This is a genomic window from Stenotrophomonas sp. OVS01A, from assembly GCF_019969775.1.
Classification (GTDB): Bacteria; Pseudomonadota; Gammaproteobacteria; order Xanthomonadales; family Xanthomonadaceae; genus Stenotrophomonas; species Stenotrophomonas indicatrix.
This window is the reverse complement of record NZ_JAHXYV010000001.1, coordinates 1175559-1187931: the sequence shown is the minus strand read 5'-3', so window position 1 is coordinate 1187931 and position 12373 is coordinate 1175559. Positions and strand designations below refer to the sequence as shown.

14 protein-coding genes are annotated in these 12373 nt (G+C 64.1%); 5 read left to right on the top strand and 9 right to left on the bottom strand.

The window, feature by feature from the left end; all coding sequences use genetic code 11:
- Positions 1-619: 619 nt before the first annotated feature.
- Positions 620-1084 (bottom strand): N-acetyltransferase, encoded by a 465-nt coding sequence (locus LC407_RS05795; RefSeq protein WP_223482394.1) that lies wholly within the window; start codon positions 1082-1084, stop codon positions 620-622.
- Positions 1085-1326: 242 nt separating this feature from the next.
- On the opposite strand from LC407_RS05795, the gene LC407_RS05790 reads away from it, so the two are divergent.
- Together LC407_RS05790 and LC407_RS05785 are read left to right on the top strand one after the other, a co-directional pair.
- On the top strand, positions 1327-1755 hold the full coding sequence (locus LC407_RS05790; RefSeq protein ID WP_263292176.1) for a tyrosine-type recombinase/integrase: 429 nt from the start codon (positions 1327-1329) through the stop codon (positions 1753-1755).
- Positions 1756-1909: 154 nt separating this feature from the next.
- Positions 1910-2377, top strand: coding sequence for an SMI1/KNR4 family protein (locus tag LC407_RS05785; RefSeq protein WP_223482392.1), 468 nt, complete (start codon positions 1910-1912; stop codon positions 2375-2377).
- Between the two features lie 233 nt (positions 2378-2610).
- Here the strand turns inward: LC407_RS05785 and LC407_RS05780 are convergent, their stop codons facing one another.
- Positions 2611-3120, bottom strand: a complete 510-nt coding sequence (locus LC407_RS05780; protein WP_223482391.1) for a hypothetical protein — start codon at positions 3118-3120, stop codon at positions 2611-2613.
- A 54-nt stretch (positions 3121-3174) separates the two neighbouring features.
- Positions 3175-3849, bottom strand: coding sequence for a dTMP kinase (gene tmk, locus LC407_RS05775; RefSeq protein ID WP_223482390.1), 675 nt, complete (start codon positions 3847-3849; stop codon positions 3175-3177).
- A 155-nt stretch (positions 3850-4004) separates the two neighbouring features.
- On the opposite strand from tmk, the gene LC407_RS05770 reads away from it, so the two are divergent.
- The 3 genes from LC407_RS05770 (at position 4005) to LC407_RS05760 (ending at position 5683) form a co-directional block, all read left to right on the top strand.
- Positions 4005-4670: an SOS response-associated peptidase gene (locus LC407_RS05770; protein ID WP_223482389.1), complete on the top strand. Its 666-nt coding sequence runs from the start codon at positions 4005-4007 to the stop codon at positions 4668-4670.
- A gap of 76 nt (positions 4671-4746) precedes the next feature.
- Positions 4747-5106 (top strand): hypothetical protein, encoded by a 360-nt coding sequence (locus tag LC407_RS05765; protein WP_223482388.1) that lies wholly within the window; start codon positions 4747-4749, stop codon positions 5104-5106.
- Between the two features lie 124 nt (positions 5107-5230).
- Positions 5231-5683 carry a hypothetical protein gene (locus LC407_RS05760; RefSeq protein ID WP_223482387.1) on the top strand — a complete coding sequence of 151 codons (453 nt, stop codon included), beginning with the start codon at positions 5231-5233 and terminating at the stop codon, positions 5681-5683.
- On the opposite strand, the gene LC407_RS05755 is transcribed toward LC407_RS05760, so the two are convergent.
- From LC407_RS05755 to LC407_RS05730, 6 genes are all read right to left on the bottom strand, one after another.
- Positions 5670-6377: a hypothetical protein gene (locus tag LC407_RS05755; protein ID WP_223482386.1), complete on the bottom strand. Its 708-nt coding sequence runs from the start codon at positions 6375-6377 to the stop codon at positions 5670-5672. The two genes, LC407_RS05760 and LC407_RS05755, sit on opposite strands and share 14 nt — an antisense overlap.
- Positions 6377-6655, bottom strand: a complete 279-nt coding sequence (locus tag LC407_RS05750; protein WP_223482385.1) for a hypothetical protein — start codon at positions 6653-6655, stop codon at positions 6377-6379. Before LC407_RS05750 ends, LC407_RS05755 begins: the two co-directional genes overlap by 1 nt.
- The gene (locus LC407_RS05745) at positions 6655-10137 is read right to left on the bottom strand and encodes a DUF1983 domain-containing protein (protein ID WP_223482384.1); all 3483 of its coding nucleotides are present in this window, start codon (positions 10135-10137) and stop codon (positions 6655-6657) included. The genes LC407_RS05750 and LC407_RS05745 overlap by 1 nt, the downstream gene beginning before the upstream one ends.
- Entirely contained in the window at positions 10134-10724 is a 591-nt protein-coding gene (locus LC407_RS05740; RefSeq protein ID WP_223482383.1) for a tail assembly protein, read from the bottom strand. Before LC407_RS05740 ends, LC407_RS05745 begins: the two co-directional genes overlap by 4 nt.
- Positions 10717-11457 carry a C40 family peptidase gene (locus LC407_RS05735; RefSeq protein WP_223482382.1) on the bottom strand — a complete coding sequence of 247 codons (741 nt, stop codon included), beginning with the start codon at positions 11455-11457 and terminating at the stop codon, positions 10717-10719. The genes LC407_RS05740 and LC407_RS05735 overlap by 8 nt, the downstream gene beginning before the upstream one ends.
- 61 nt (positions 11458-11518) lie before the next feature.
- A complete protein-coding gene (locus LC407_RS05730; protein WP_223482381.1) occupies positions 11519-12214 on the bottom strand; it encodes a phage minor tail protein L in 696 nt (231 codons plus the stop codon).
- Positions 12215-12373: the final 159 nt, after the last annotated feature.

Sequence of the window (12373 nt, the reverse complement as noted above, 5' to 3'; positions counted from 1 at the left end):
TTCAGTGGGTACCGGGGAGGGTTCTGCCGGACCCGGAGACGCGTACGAATGCGTGTCTGCCGGTTCCGTGGCGACTACAACCGTCCCTGGACCCTGTTGGTCAGGTTCGCAAAACTGTGACGAAGATAACACAATACAAACACTTGTGTGATGTAGGTCACATTTAAGTTTGCAAAATCTGGCGCCGGCCCCACGAACACAGTTGTAGCAACGGGCCCCGGGGGCCTCGTGCACGGATCCGGCAGCCGCACCGCCCTTTCCGGCAATTCGTCACGCATTTTCGGAGCCGGCGCGATGCATCCGGCGTGGGGCGCACACAGAAAAACCGCCGGGCCATGGGCTACCGGCGGGAGCTGAAGTGGAAGGGGGATCGCGCCGCGCTTGGCGGCAGCCAGGCTTCTACCAGGGCACGAAGAGCAGGATCAGCACGATCACCAGCAGCACGGCGGCGACGGTCAGCAGCACGTTGCGCTGGCGCCAGGAAGGCTTGGGGGTGCCGGGGGTATTCATGGGGGCGCTCCTAGGCAACCGATGGGGACGGCACCAGACTGCCGAGTCCGCTTGCAGCAGCGCGTGCACAGGATGTGCAGCGGGAGTGCAGAGCCCTGCCCTTTCCCGCTCAGGTTGTACGGCATGCCATGAACAGCAGCTCAGGCGTGGAGGCGTCTTCGCTGGCGACGAAGCCGAGGTCGCGGTACAGCGCCACGGCCGCCTGATTGTCCCTATAGACCTTCAACGTCAGTTGCACGGCAGCGCTGCTGCGAAGGGCTTCGGCGCACAATGCGGTCATCAATTCCCGGCCCAGGCCACGGCCGCGCGCCTGCGGCGACACGATGATGCGCCCGATGTGCATGCTGTCAGGTGTTGTCTGCCAATACTGGCCGAAGCCCAGGCAGGCGCCGTCGGCATCCTGCAGTGTCCAGCCTGGACGCGAAGGCAACGCCAATGCAGCGGCGAAGGCTTCGGCAGGCAAGGGGAAGGGAACGCCGGGACCTGCCCAGCGCAGGGTCGCCTCAGGTGAGTCGAGCCAGCCGGCAACAACGGCAAAGTGCGAAGGCTGGACAGGCTGCAGGACGTAATCCATGGCGCCGGCGCTGTTGCGGGCACGCGTCGATGCGCCCGACGTGGGCAGACGCTTCACCGCGTCATGCGGGTCCAGCTGCTCCCAACCTTCCACGTTGTCGATCATCAGATGGCCGATCTTGTGAATCAGATAGTGCTGGCTGCCGTCGCGCGGCTGCTTCAGCTCGCCGCGGATCTACGACCGGGCGGCGATGCGCAAGCGGTACCGTGCGAACTCCCGCCGGGCGCCCCTTGTGGCTGTTCATGGCCCACACGGGATTGTACCGCGGGGAGCTGGTCGGACTGGGCAAGGACTCGGTGGCCGGGCGCAGGCTCAGGGTCGAGAGCGATCCGGACGAAGATGGCCAGGGACGCACGAAGTCGGGCAAGTGGCGCGAGGTGCCACTGAATCGGTATGCGCGCTGGGCGCTGCGCCACCTACCCGATACGCTGGTCGCCGTGCACAAGGACACGGTATCCGACTGGTTCGCCTCGGATACCAAGCGTGCGGGAATCGGCGGCAGCCTCCACCGGCTACGGCACACCTTCTGCGCCCACATGGTCATGGCCGGGGTGCCGTTGCGAAGGGTGCAGATCCTGGCCGGGCACGCTGATTACGCCACGACCGAGAAGTACTACGCCCATTTGACGCCTGAAGGCGATGATGGCGCCGTGGCGAAGCTCCGGTACTGACCGGCGCCGCTGGGACCATTGGGACCAAATCCTGTGGATATGCGGGAAACAGTGGGAATTGCACGCCACTGCGCTTGCCTGACTCATTGATTTTGGTAACCCCGGCCCGATGCTCGTTTCGTACAATCGGCAGTCCCGAACAAAGGAGACGACGATGCAGGGAGGTACCACCGTTGCCACTGCGGCGCTCATTGATGAGGCAGAGCGGGAGCTGTGCGTTGTGTTTCCAGTTGAACTCAGGGCCGTCTGGCTCACGCACAACGGCACCGAGCTACCGGGTGGGTGGCGATTTTTCCCGGTCTTTGACCCTGGCAACCCGCGGAAGACGGCCGGATCGGTCACGTATGAGAACCTGCGCGGTGCGTGGGGAATGCACCTTCGATCACTTGATCTTGTGGCGCTCGCGTCGAATGGAACCGGCAACCATCTGGTGATGCGGGTTGTGGACGGCGTCGCGATACGGGACATCCTCCACTGGAACCACGAAACCGAAAAGCTGACCCGCTGGAAGCCTGGCATCGATGCCGTGATGCGCTCCGCCCGAACGTCGGCGGAAAGGCTCGCCGCCATTCGCGCCACGCTCATGAAGGACACCCCGCGCGCTCGGCTTCCTGCCAGATAGATTCGCAGACGCAGACCGACTGTGACTACTGTGACCAAACGGCATGGATATGCCGAAAACAGTGGAGTAGACGCTATGCGCCGAATGGCTATGCGCCGAATGGCCTAAGCCATTGATTATGGTGACCCCGGCCCGATTCGAACGGGCGACCTTCCCCTTAGGAGGGGGATTTCATCGCCATTTCAATCAATGGCTTGCGACGTGGCCGGGACCAGCTTGGGTCCATTTTACTCTCACACCCCGCGCCGTAGATCCCGCAGCGCTGCCCTTACCCGCGTTTTCTGCGGGTCCTTCGCCCTGGGCTTCGTCGCCGACGGCGGACGGATTGGCGCCAGCGCTTCCTTGACCCGCTCCAGCTCCTTCGCCCCCGCCTCGGCCAGACGCCGGGCCTGCTGCAGCTGTTCGGGTGTCGGCGGCAGGCCGGGCAGCGGCGGTAGAGGTTCCCCCGGGGAGCCGTCTACCATCCGAGCCACAGCGGCTCGCAGCCGCATCTCTGGGTAGAGCCTGGCCGCGCACCACCGCTCGGCGTAGCGCTTGCCCTGGTCAACGCTCGCCGCCCATACATCCTTGGTCTGCCACATCTTCCGGGCATCGAGGTGCACACGCACCCCGCGCTCCTTCGCCGGCGAAACCTGGGCGATCTGCCGGCCACTCCACCACAGCACCCATGTGTCCCTCAGGCGGACCCAGCCGGAGGGTGGAGGTGCGGTGCGGAAACCTTGATAGCCGTGCATGGGAAGCATGGCGGGAAGGATACGGCCGGCCGTCGCAGATGCTGCGATTGAATCCTGACCGGATTAAGACAGGTGCCCTTCCATCAGGGCGCCCACCTTTCCGATGTTCTCCAGCGACAGGCCGCCGATGTTCTGGGCGAACTGGCGGATAAGCAGGGCATAGGAATCTTCAAGGACGTCCGCCTCCGACTTCGAGGCGTCGATCACGCACTTGGTGCGCTCCGGCATGCCGAGGAATATCTGCCGGCATAGGGCCAGATTGTCTTCGTTCTCGAAGTGGTTGGGCCGGTCGCCGCGCGCACGAATCCGCTCCAGCCCTGTGGCCGGCTCGACGTCCAGCAGCAACATAAGGTGTGGCCGCGGCGCGAAGTCATTCGCCTTCGACAGGTCTTCTACCGGCAGGCCGGCAGCGCCTTGGTAAGCCACCATGGACGGGAAGTAACGATCCAGGATCACCACTTCGCCGCGCTGCAGGGCTGGCTCAATGAACTGCTCGACGTGATCGCGACGATCAGCCAGCAGGTACTCGACTTCCTGCTCAGGGCTCAAGCGGCCGGATTCAGCAGATTGACGAAGTTTGGTGCCCCAGGGGCCATTGGTCGGCTCTTTACTGGTCGAAACGGCCACGCCGTGGGCGCGAAGCCGCTCGGTCAGGCCCTTGGCCAAGGTCGACTTGCCGGCCCCATCGATTCCCTCGATGGCAACCAGCAGGCCACCGGGGATGGTGATGCTCGTCATGCGGGGTAGTGTATCCAATTGCCCCGGCACCGCCAGAGGGGACGCGATGCTAACGCGGACCGGTGTCACACGGCCAGACTTGACATGCCGAGTGGCCCCTCCGCCTGGGGCCTCCTACACGCCCCGGCCACGGGCCGGCGGGCTACGCTCCGGCTATGTGCGGCCGATTCGTCCAGCTCCCCGTCGTCGACTTTGGCCAGCCGGGCCTGGCTGACCTTGCCCCCGGCCTGGCCGAGATCCAGCCCAGCTTCAACCTCGCGCCCACGCAGCGAGCGTCGGTGATCCTGGACCGCGGCGAAGGCCGGCAGGTGACGCGGCTGGCCTGGGGCCTGCTGCCGTTCTGGGCGAAGGTCAAGGGCCTGCAGGGCTCGACCATCAACGCCCGGATCGAGACGGTGGCCACCAAACCGGCCTTCCGATCGGCGTTCAAGAAGCGCCGGTGCGTGATCCCCATGGCCGGCTACTACGAGTGGTCGGTGAGCCCAGAGGACGGGAAGAAAGATCCATGGTTCATCCACGCCACCGGGCCGCTGCTGGCCGCTGGCCTTTGGGAGGACACCAGCCCTCTCCTGCCCGACGGCAACCTCGGCACCTTCACCATCATCACCGGCGACAGCAGCGGCGTATCGGCCGACATCCACGACCGCATGCCGGTGTGGCTGCAGGCCGGCCAGATCGATGAGTGGATGGCCGCCAGCCCGGACGACGCCATGGCGATGCTGCTGGCCAGCGAGACGCCGGCCATGGAGGCCTACCGCGTCAGCCGTGCGGTGAACACGCCGCGGAATAACCGCGAGGATCTTCTGCAGCCCGTGGCCTGAGGCAGGCAACTGCGTCTCATCGTAAAGGGTGAACCCGTGGCACAATCCGCGCCGATGCCATGGAGGGAGTTTCACTATGCAGACAGCCGTTCTCTTTATAGCGATCACTGGGTCGACCCTATCCTTAGCGGCTCTAGTGCACCTGCAGCTGGCTTCATGGCTGTTCCCCGACTGGGTCCGCAGCCTATACACGCCGGGCGGCCGCTACCGTACCGTCGGCATCGTTCTGCAGGTGCTGGCCTGGATAGCTGCGGCCGCTATCACCGGTGCCGGCGTTGCCTTCATGCTGTCTTGGATGCCAAACAGCTGGGGGTCAGCCGATGAGCTGGGCGACTTCACGGCCTACGCTCAGGACTTGGCATGGCTCGCCGGCCTGTTCATGGGATCTGGCTGGGTCTGGGCACTACTGCAAGTTGGTCGCCGCCAGGCTCAATGATCGGTCGACGTGAGGCGTGTTCGAACGTTCGCGGCAGCCAAACGCGAACGGTTTTCCGTAAGGCACCTGCCCTGGATTGGGCGTAACCTCTCCCTTGTTCGCAGCACAACACAAGGAGAGCGTCATGCGCGTATCGATCTTTTCCGCAGTTCTGGCCGCCGTCGTAGCCAGTCCAGTCCTCGCCGCTTCAGCGCAGGACCCCACCCAGCTTTACGAAGAGATTTCGACGCCTGGCGAGACGATGGACGGGTTCGTCGCTCGAATCAGCCCGAAGGCTATCGAGGTCACGGGACAGCGGCGCGTTTCCATCTGCGGTGTGATCGGGAAGTCGGGGGAGCGGTTCGGGATCCGCTTGGGCACGAGCAACACCTGGAAGAAGTGCGACATTGACTTGGCCAACACTGTGGCCGGCTTCACGTCGACAGGTATCACCTTTCACACCACTACCAGCGATGAGGGAAGCCAGCGCGGGTTCTCAGCAGAGAACTTCAAGCGCCCCGGCGGATACGTCGCGTTTGGCAACGTGGTTCGTTATCAGGAAGGCCGCACCAAGGATCGGCCGGTCAGTACCCGGTGATGTCCAGAGCCAAGTAGGCGGCCACGCCGTTGGAGATGTATCCGATGTCGGCCGGCGTGCCTGGGGAGGATTGTGTCACATCCACGCGCATGCTCAGGCTTGACAGAACCCCATTGAGCACGCGTGCGCCGATGATGTTGGTGGTCTGAGCCACCACTGCCGGCTGTGTCTCGGGTTGATTCTGCCATTGCCTGACCTGATTCATGGCTGCCGCAGCGAACGCGACGGCATAGGTCCGCGATGGGTCGGGTAGTTGCACCGAAGCATCGGCCCCCAAGAGTTGCCCCGCCACCCGCATCCAGCTCATCCCTGTGTCGAACACCAGGCGCCCGTCGCTGGGGCGCCACACCTTCATGCCGACGGTGCTCGCCGCAATGTATGCAGGGATGGTGAAGATGTACCAGCTGAAATCGACCGGCCCACCCTGCGTTCGAATCAGGAAGCTGTAGATGTTGCCATTGGCCGACGCCCCCACGATCCCGATGTACTTCGAAGGGTCGTGGGTCCGCAATGCCAGCTGAGGAATGGCCGCGCTTGGCAGCGTGAGCGTTAGCGTATACAGCCCATATGCCAATGACGCATCCGCGGCGGATGTCTGCCCTGTCCCCGAGCTATAGAGCGACAGGTTCTCATAGGACTCGTCGATTGTGAGGACGCTTCCATTGTTGGTCCAGACCTTGAAGCCAGTCGCCATCACCAGAGTCCATAGTAGAGAGTGCAGGGTGTGCGGACGTTTTCCATGAACGTCCACGACAGGCGATTCCCAGAAACACCGATCACCGGTATCCCGCGAGTCGGCTGCGCCGGGTTATTGGAGATGATGAAGAAGAAGACCTGGTTTCCCTGGTTGGGAACATCCAGATACCCGTCCTGATTGCCAGTCTGCACCTGACCCAGCAGCCGGGTCAGGCGGGTCGTGACTTCGAACTTGATGGAACCATCGGGGTTCCAGACCCGCATTCCGGTTGCCATCAGATTCCATCCCCGAGGGCGACCAACGGCTGCCCGCCGGCGGTGCGGACGAAGATGTTTCGGTCATTTATCGCCAATGACCCACCACCGACCGGGCCGTTCATCGTAAGGCTGCCGTTCTTGTCCAGCTTCCAGCGAGGCAGTCCGCCAGCACCGACAGCCGTCGACTGGATCACATCCCCGATCATCGCGTTCTGGATCCAGCCGGTGCCGATCAACGCCTGGCTGATGAAGGTCTGGCCGTTCTGCACCACGAACGGCGCTGTCGTCACGTTGTTGGCGATGTTGATCAGCGCGAACCGATCCACCTGGAACAGTGCCTGGCTCTGGAAGCTGCCGTCGGGCTGCTGCTCGACACCCAGGCCGAAGCCGGCGCCGTAGATGCGTCCGTCGGAGGTGACCTGGGCGCGCAGGGTATACGTCGCGCTCACCCTGCCATTGAGGTCAACCACTGCCTGGCTGACCTGCTGCACTGATGCCTGGATGCCCCCAAGGTCGATATCGCCGATGGATGCTTCCACGGTGTCCACACGCTCTGCGAGCGCCCGGTCACCCTCGGCGATCACGGTCTGGATGGTCACCGAGCCAGCGAACACAGTCTCGTCGCCAGCGCCCCAGTCCTGATCACCAGCCGCCTGCACGTCCAATTGGGCAAACAGGCCATCTGTCTTACGGCCGATGGCCTGCAGACCGGTTTCGGGATCGTTGACCTCCAGCTCCAAGGTGTTGACGCGACCAACGATGGCACCGGCCTGAGCAATCGCATCCCCCACGTCCTGCCAGTTCGTACCCGGTGGCTCCTCGTTCCCCGGCTCGGTTCCCTGCCAGCTCCAGATCTTCCCGTTGTGCACCACCGTCTGGCCCGGCTCGTAGGTCGCAGCAGCGTCCCAGATCAGCGGCACGATCTGGTCGATGCTGTCGATCTTCTCGCGCAGCGCTTGGCCCAGCGCGCTCTCGCTGATCTTGCCGGCGAAGTAGGCGTCGTAGTCGGACTGGTTGGTGCTGGCCTCGCCCATCACCCCGGTGCCTTCCGGATACCAAGGGCCGATGTTGCCGGACCGATCCACAAGCCGCGCCCAGAAGAAGAAACGAGCACCGGCAGCCAGGCCATCTAGTTCAAGGCGGTTCTGCGGGTAGGCGTAGTCGCCCAGCTTCGTCGCGGTCTCGCGATTGGGGCTGGGACTGCGCCAGATCTCGGTGCGCTGCGTGTCCGTCGCCCCGGGTGGGAATGCCCACGCCAGTCGGATGCCGAACACGATGGACGTGGCGGTCAGCGAGGTCACCGCCGGCGGCGGCTCGGTCTTGCCCGCAATTGTGGTCAGCGGGCTCATGGCCGGCAGCGAGACGGCATTGAGCGCGTTCACCGCCCGCACGCGCGCGAGGTACTGGCCAGCGTAGATGCCGGGCACCTCGATGCTGCTGGTGGCCACCCGGCCTGCGCGAACCCAGTTCAGGTCGTCCCGGCGCCACTCCACGTCGTAGGCGATGGCCTTGTCTGCCGCGTCCCACTGGATGGTCAGCGTCGGGGTGGCTATGCCCTGCTCGATCACCACATGCGAGGAAAGCGCCACGTTGGTCGGCGGCGGCTGCACGCTGGGCGGGATGATGCTGATCGGCGGCAGCTCCAGACGGGTGCCGTCGTCGATCGCGGCGTACTTGCCGGGGACGTGCTTCAGTGCTGTCACGTTGAAGGTCAGCCCCTCGCCTTCTTCGATGCCAATCACACGGAACAGCTGTAGCACCAGCTCGCTAGACTCCGTTGCCCATACCGACTGCGGAACTGGCACAGCACTCCACGGGGCCGATACGGTAACGACTCCTGTCGATGCGTTGACGCCATTGACCGTCCTTGCCTCCGTCCCGCCGCTGGGGAGCGTGGCGCGTAGCGTATCCCCGACGTCCATTGTGTCCGGCACAAGGTCCAGCGTCAGACTGTTGGCGGTCGCCGCACGAATCCGACCAGCGTTCCGACGACCTGCGCGGTTGGGATCTGACACCTGGATCACGTCACCAGGCATGCAGTTCAGAGAGTCAAGGCCGACGGCGAATCGAATCGTCTCGGTTTCAAGGGTCTCCGTGAAAAGGATGTGGTTGCCGATCCGCTGCGCCTGGCCACGCGAATGGCAGCCGATGGCGGTCACCTCCGTCTGGTTCACACCATAGCGTGCGATACCATCCAGATGCTGCACTGGCTCAACCTTCTGGCGACCGAAGTCGTCAGGATCGGTCCATGACACCAATGCCACGGTGTGCCGAGCCCTGCGGCCGCTGCCTTCGTAGCGGAACTGTCCATCGATCACGTTGGCCGGGCTGAATGTGGCACCTGGATCCTTCGGCATGTCAGCGGAGGCCATGACCTGCCCAGCAGCGTAGAAGCTGATGCCACGGAACATACTGGCCATGTCCTGCACCACTTTGTACGCGTCTGCTCGCGTCTGGAGATACAGGCTGCAGGTGAAGCGTGGCTCCTGACCGCCCTGCCCGTCGCTGACGAGCTGATCGCAATATTGGGCAATCTGGTAAAGCCGCCACTTATCCACCCAGTCAAGAGGGATACGGTTGCCCAGGCCGAAGCGGTCGTTCGTGACGATGTCGAAGAACGCCCATGCTGGGTTGTTTGTCCATGCAGCTTTGAAGGTGCCGTCCCACACCCCGCTGTAGGTACGGCCCATGGGGTCATAGTTACTCGGCACGCGGACGATGCGTCCCCAAATGCGGTAGGAACGCGACGGCACGCTCTGAAAGGCGCTGGCGTCCACCTGGACCGCAGCCAGGGCGCAGTTCGGGTAGCGCAGCTTCACGTCGATGATCTCGGTCATCGAGAGCACGTTCACTGTGTCCGAGATCAGAGAATTGTTCTGGTTGGGGGTAAGCCGGCGGATACGGATCTGCCACTGTGATCCCGCAGGCAGGTCGATGCGGCGGCTGCGCTCGTACTGCGTGGTCGTCTTGCCGGTGATCGCGTCATTGAGCACCGTCGTGTAGGCGCCGCCGTCAACGGAGAGGTCCACCGCGTAGCTGATGGAATACCCGTTGCGGTCTCCATTCGCTTCGTCGACCTTCTGCAGTGCTGGCACGGCCAGCCGGATGCGAACTGCCGATAGGTCTGACCCGCTCACCGTGCGCACGATCGGCTGATCACTGCGCAGTTCGACATTGACCCCGATCTCATTCTCCACGGATGGGAAGCCGGGGATGTACTCCTGGTCCTGCGTCCCGGACCGGGTATCCACGGTGACGCCGGCGAAGTTCAGCCCACCGTCCGGGTTCTGGATGGGAACCTGGTTCAGGTAGATCGACTGATTGCCGGCGACCAGGCCACGGATTTCACCCTCGCTGACCAAGTCGATGATTCTTGCAACAGCCATCGAGTGCAGGCTGTCGGGAGTTTCCACGGGCGTGCGGCCGTTGCTGCCACTCTTGCCACCGGCGCCGGCCAGCTGCACGGCACGCGCGATAGGAGTTGCGATGGGCAGGTTCAAAGCTGGTCCTCCGCCATGATGCCGCCGCTGATGACTGCGGAACCGGTCAGCATCCCCTTGGTGTCATGGCCGCCATACGCCACTGGCACCGGGTTGCCTTGTGCCTGGGTGTTGACGGTGCCGTTCATGCTGTAGTTCGGACGGTTCTCAGGACTATCCTGCGAGCCCAAGCCCTTCGGTTGCGGCCCAAGCATCTGCACAACGCCGCCGATGACCATCGCGATACCGGGCTCCAGCAAGTAGGGGGCGGTCACTGGGAAGACATAAGAGATGATGATCAGCACCACGCCGATGATCGTCTGGAGGGCACCTCCACGCTTACTGCCGAGCAGAACCGGTGCAATGCGGATGTCCTCATTGCCTGGCGGGTCCTGCAGCTGATCCTTCGTCAGGTTCTGCCTACCGACGAAGACGGCGAAAGCCATGCCGTTCTCCTTCGCCCGAGCCAGGTACTGCTGGAAGCCCGGAAGGATCGCGCAGAGCGCGCGCACGGCCTCGGCCGGGCTGTTCACAGCCAAGCGGAACGAGCGCCCGAAGCGGCTGCCCAGCTGGCCGTACAGGCGGATGGTGCGCAGGCGCTCAGACACGGGCTGCCTCCTTGTGGCGGACGATGTAACGGGTGCGCTCGGCCCACATGCCGCCGTAGGTGATCACCTCCGACAGGCGGCCGTGCATGTGGTGCAGCATCTGGCCGTCGCCGAGATAGACGCCGGCATGGTTTGGGACAGGTGACCGGATCTGCATCAGCACCATGTCGCCGCGCTGCGGGGCGCCCTCGATCAGGTTGAAGCCCTCGGCGCTCAACCGCTCCAGGCTGTATAGGTCCTGCCCCTTCTCCCACCAGTCATCGTCGCGGTCGTACTGGCTGAGGCTGATCCCCAGCTCTCGGTCATAGAAGTCCCGCACCAGCGTGTAGCAGTCGAGGATGCCGTGGGCGAACTGCCGACCCACCAGCGGTGCGACGTAGCCGGCCGGCTCGATCGATTGCAGGTCGCCACACTCGGGTTCGGCACCGGTGACCTGGCCCACGCTGACAATGTGCCACGGCAGGCCGCTGGCTTCGCACATGACTCGGTCCGCGTCCGAGGGCGTGGCTGGTGCATTCGGGTGGCTGTGCACGACGGCCAGCACCGCGCCGATATCCTCGGCATCGGCATAGTCCTCGGCCGGCAGCCGGAAGTGCTCGCTGGGCGTGGTGGCCACGTTTCGGCACGGCAGGTAGGCCTCGCCATCAGCACCGGCCACGATCAGCCCGCAGCACTCGCGCGGGTACTCGGCCACGGCGTGCGCCTGGACAGCCTGCAGGGTGGTCAGTTCCATGGTTCGCTCATAGAAAAAGCCCGCGCAAGGCGGGCTGTAGGGTGCGGAATTGTTAGGCGCTTCAGGTGCGCAGCAGGCCAGCGGCCGGGAAGCCCCCGTATGGCAGCGGCTTGTCCGCGCCAAAGCGTAGCTTGCAACTGCCAACCCTGCCCCCGCACTGGTCACGCGCCGGGTCCGTCGTGGGCACATCGTTGGCATCGGCGACCGCCGGGCCGTTGTAGCCACAGTAGGGCCCGCGGTAGCCGCCACGGATCAGCCAGCCGCACACGCCGGCGATAACCTGCCGCCCGGGCAGCTGCTCACCGTTGAGGTCGATGGCCGTGGTCAGCTCGAACTCGACCATCTGCTTGTCCTCAGCGACCTTGCGCTCGATGAACCAGATCTCGTCCAGGAAGTGCTCATTCGGGTCAGCCGTCGGGTTGCCGTCGGGGAAGTTCGCCGCGTCCAGGTACTTGGCAAGCGTCTGACGGCGGATTACTCGCGCGCCCACCAGGTCGTCGAAAAGGAGGCATAGAGCCGTGATCCGGCCATCGATGTTGCTCACCTTCAGCCGAGGGTTCGGCGGCTGATCGCTGGTGCGCGCGAAGCCGGTTGCTTCGATGGGCCACGGCCCGTACTCCTGGCCCTGCCACCAGATCACGCCAGACTGCAGGTGGGCGTGGAAGAACAGCTGGTCTGCACCGAAGCTGCTGGCGTCCAGTTCGAACAAGGTGATTCGCCCGCCCGGCTCGAGCTGTTGAGCATCAGCAGTAATCATGGGATCGGTGACTCCGGAAACTCACATTCAGGAAAGCCAGGGTGATCGGGCAGTTCTCGAAGGAGGCGGCGATACTCCAATATCAGAACCCGCTTCTCCTCGCTCAACGGTGAATCCGGCCATAAGGCCAACGCTGTGTCCCTCAGCGCATCATCCCTG

What these genes read in the sequence shown, in the direction of transcription:
- LC407_RS05750 (WP_223482385.1), bottom strand. Translation starts at nt 6,655, where the DNA reads ATGGCAACCGGAATGCGGGTCTGGAACCCCGATGGTTCCATCAAGTTC.
- LC407_RS05770 (WP_223482389.1), top strand. Translation starts at nt 4,005, where the DNA reads ATGTGCGGCCGATTCGTCCAGCTCCCCGTCGTCGACTTTGGCCAGCCG.
- LC407_RS05735 (WP_223482382.1), bottom strand. Translation starts at nt 11,457, where the DNA reads ATGGAACTGACCACCCTGCAGGCTGTCCAGGCGCACGCCGTGGCCGAG.
- LC407_RS05755 (WP_223482386.1), bottom strand. Translation starts at nt 6,377, where the DNA reads ATGGCGACTGGCTTCAAGGTCTGGACCAACAATGGAAGCGTCCTCACA.
- LC407_RS05785 (WP_223482392.1), top strand. Translation starts at nt 1,910, where the DNA reads ATGCAGGGAGGTACCACCGTTGCCACTGCGGCGCTCATTGATGAGGCA.
- LC407_RS05780 (WP_223482391.1), bottom strand. Translation starts at nt 3,120, where the DNA reads ATGCTTCCCATGCACGGCTATCAAGGTTTCCGCACCGCACCTCCACCC.
- LC407_RS05795 (WP_223482394.1), bottom strand. Translation starts at nt 1,084, where the DNA reads ATGGATTACGTCCTGCAGCCTGTCCAGCCTTCGCACTTTGCCGTTGTT.
- LC407_RS05760 (WP_223482387.1), top strand. Translation starts at nt 5,231, where the DNA reads ATGCGCGTATCGATCTTTTCCGCAGTTCTGGCCGCCGTCGTAGCCAGT.
- LC407_RS05730 (WP_223482381.1), bottom strand. Translation starts at nt 12,214, where the DNA reads ATGATTACTGCTGATGCTCAACAGCTCGAGCCGGGCGGGCGAATCACC.
- tmk (WP_223482390.1), bottom strand. Translation starts at nt 3,849, where the DNA reads ATGACGAGCATCACCATCCCCGGTGGCCTGCTGGTTGCCATCGAGGGA.
- LC407_RS05765 (WP_223482388.1), top strand. Translation starts at nt 4,747, where the DNA reads ATGCAGACAGCCGTTCTCTTTATAGCGATCACTGGGTCGACCCTATCC.
- LC407_RS05790 (WP_263292176.1), top strand. Translation starts at nt 1,327, where the DNA reads ATGGCCCACACGGGATTGTACCGCGGGGAGCTGGTCGGACTGGGCAAG.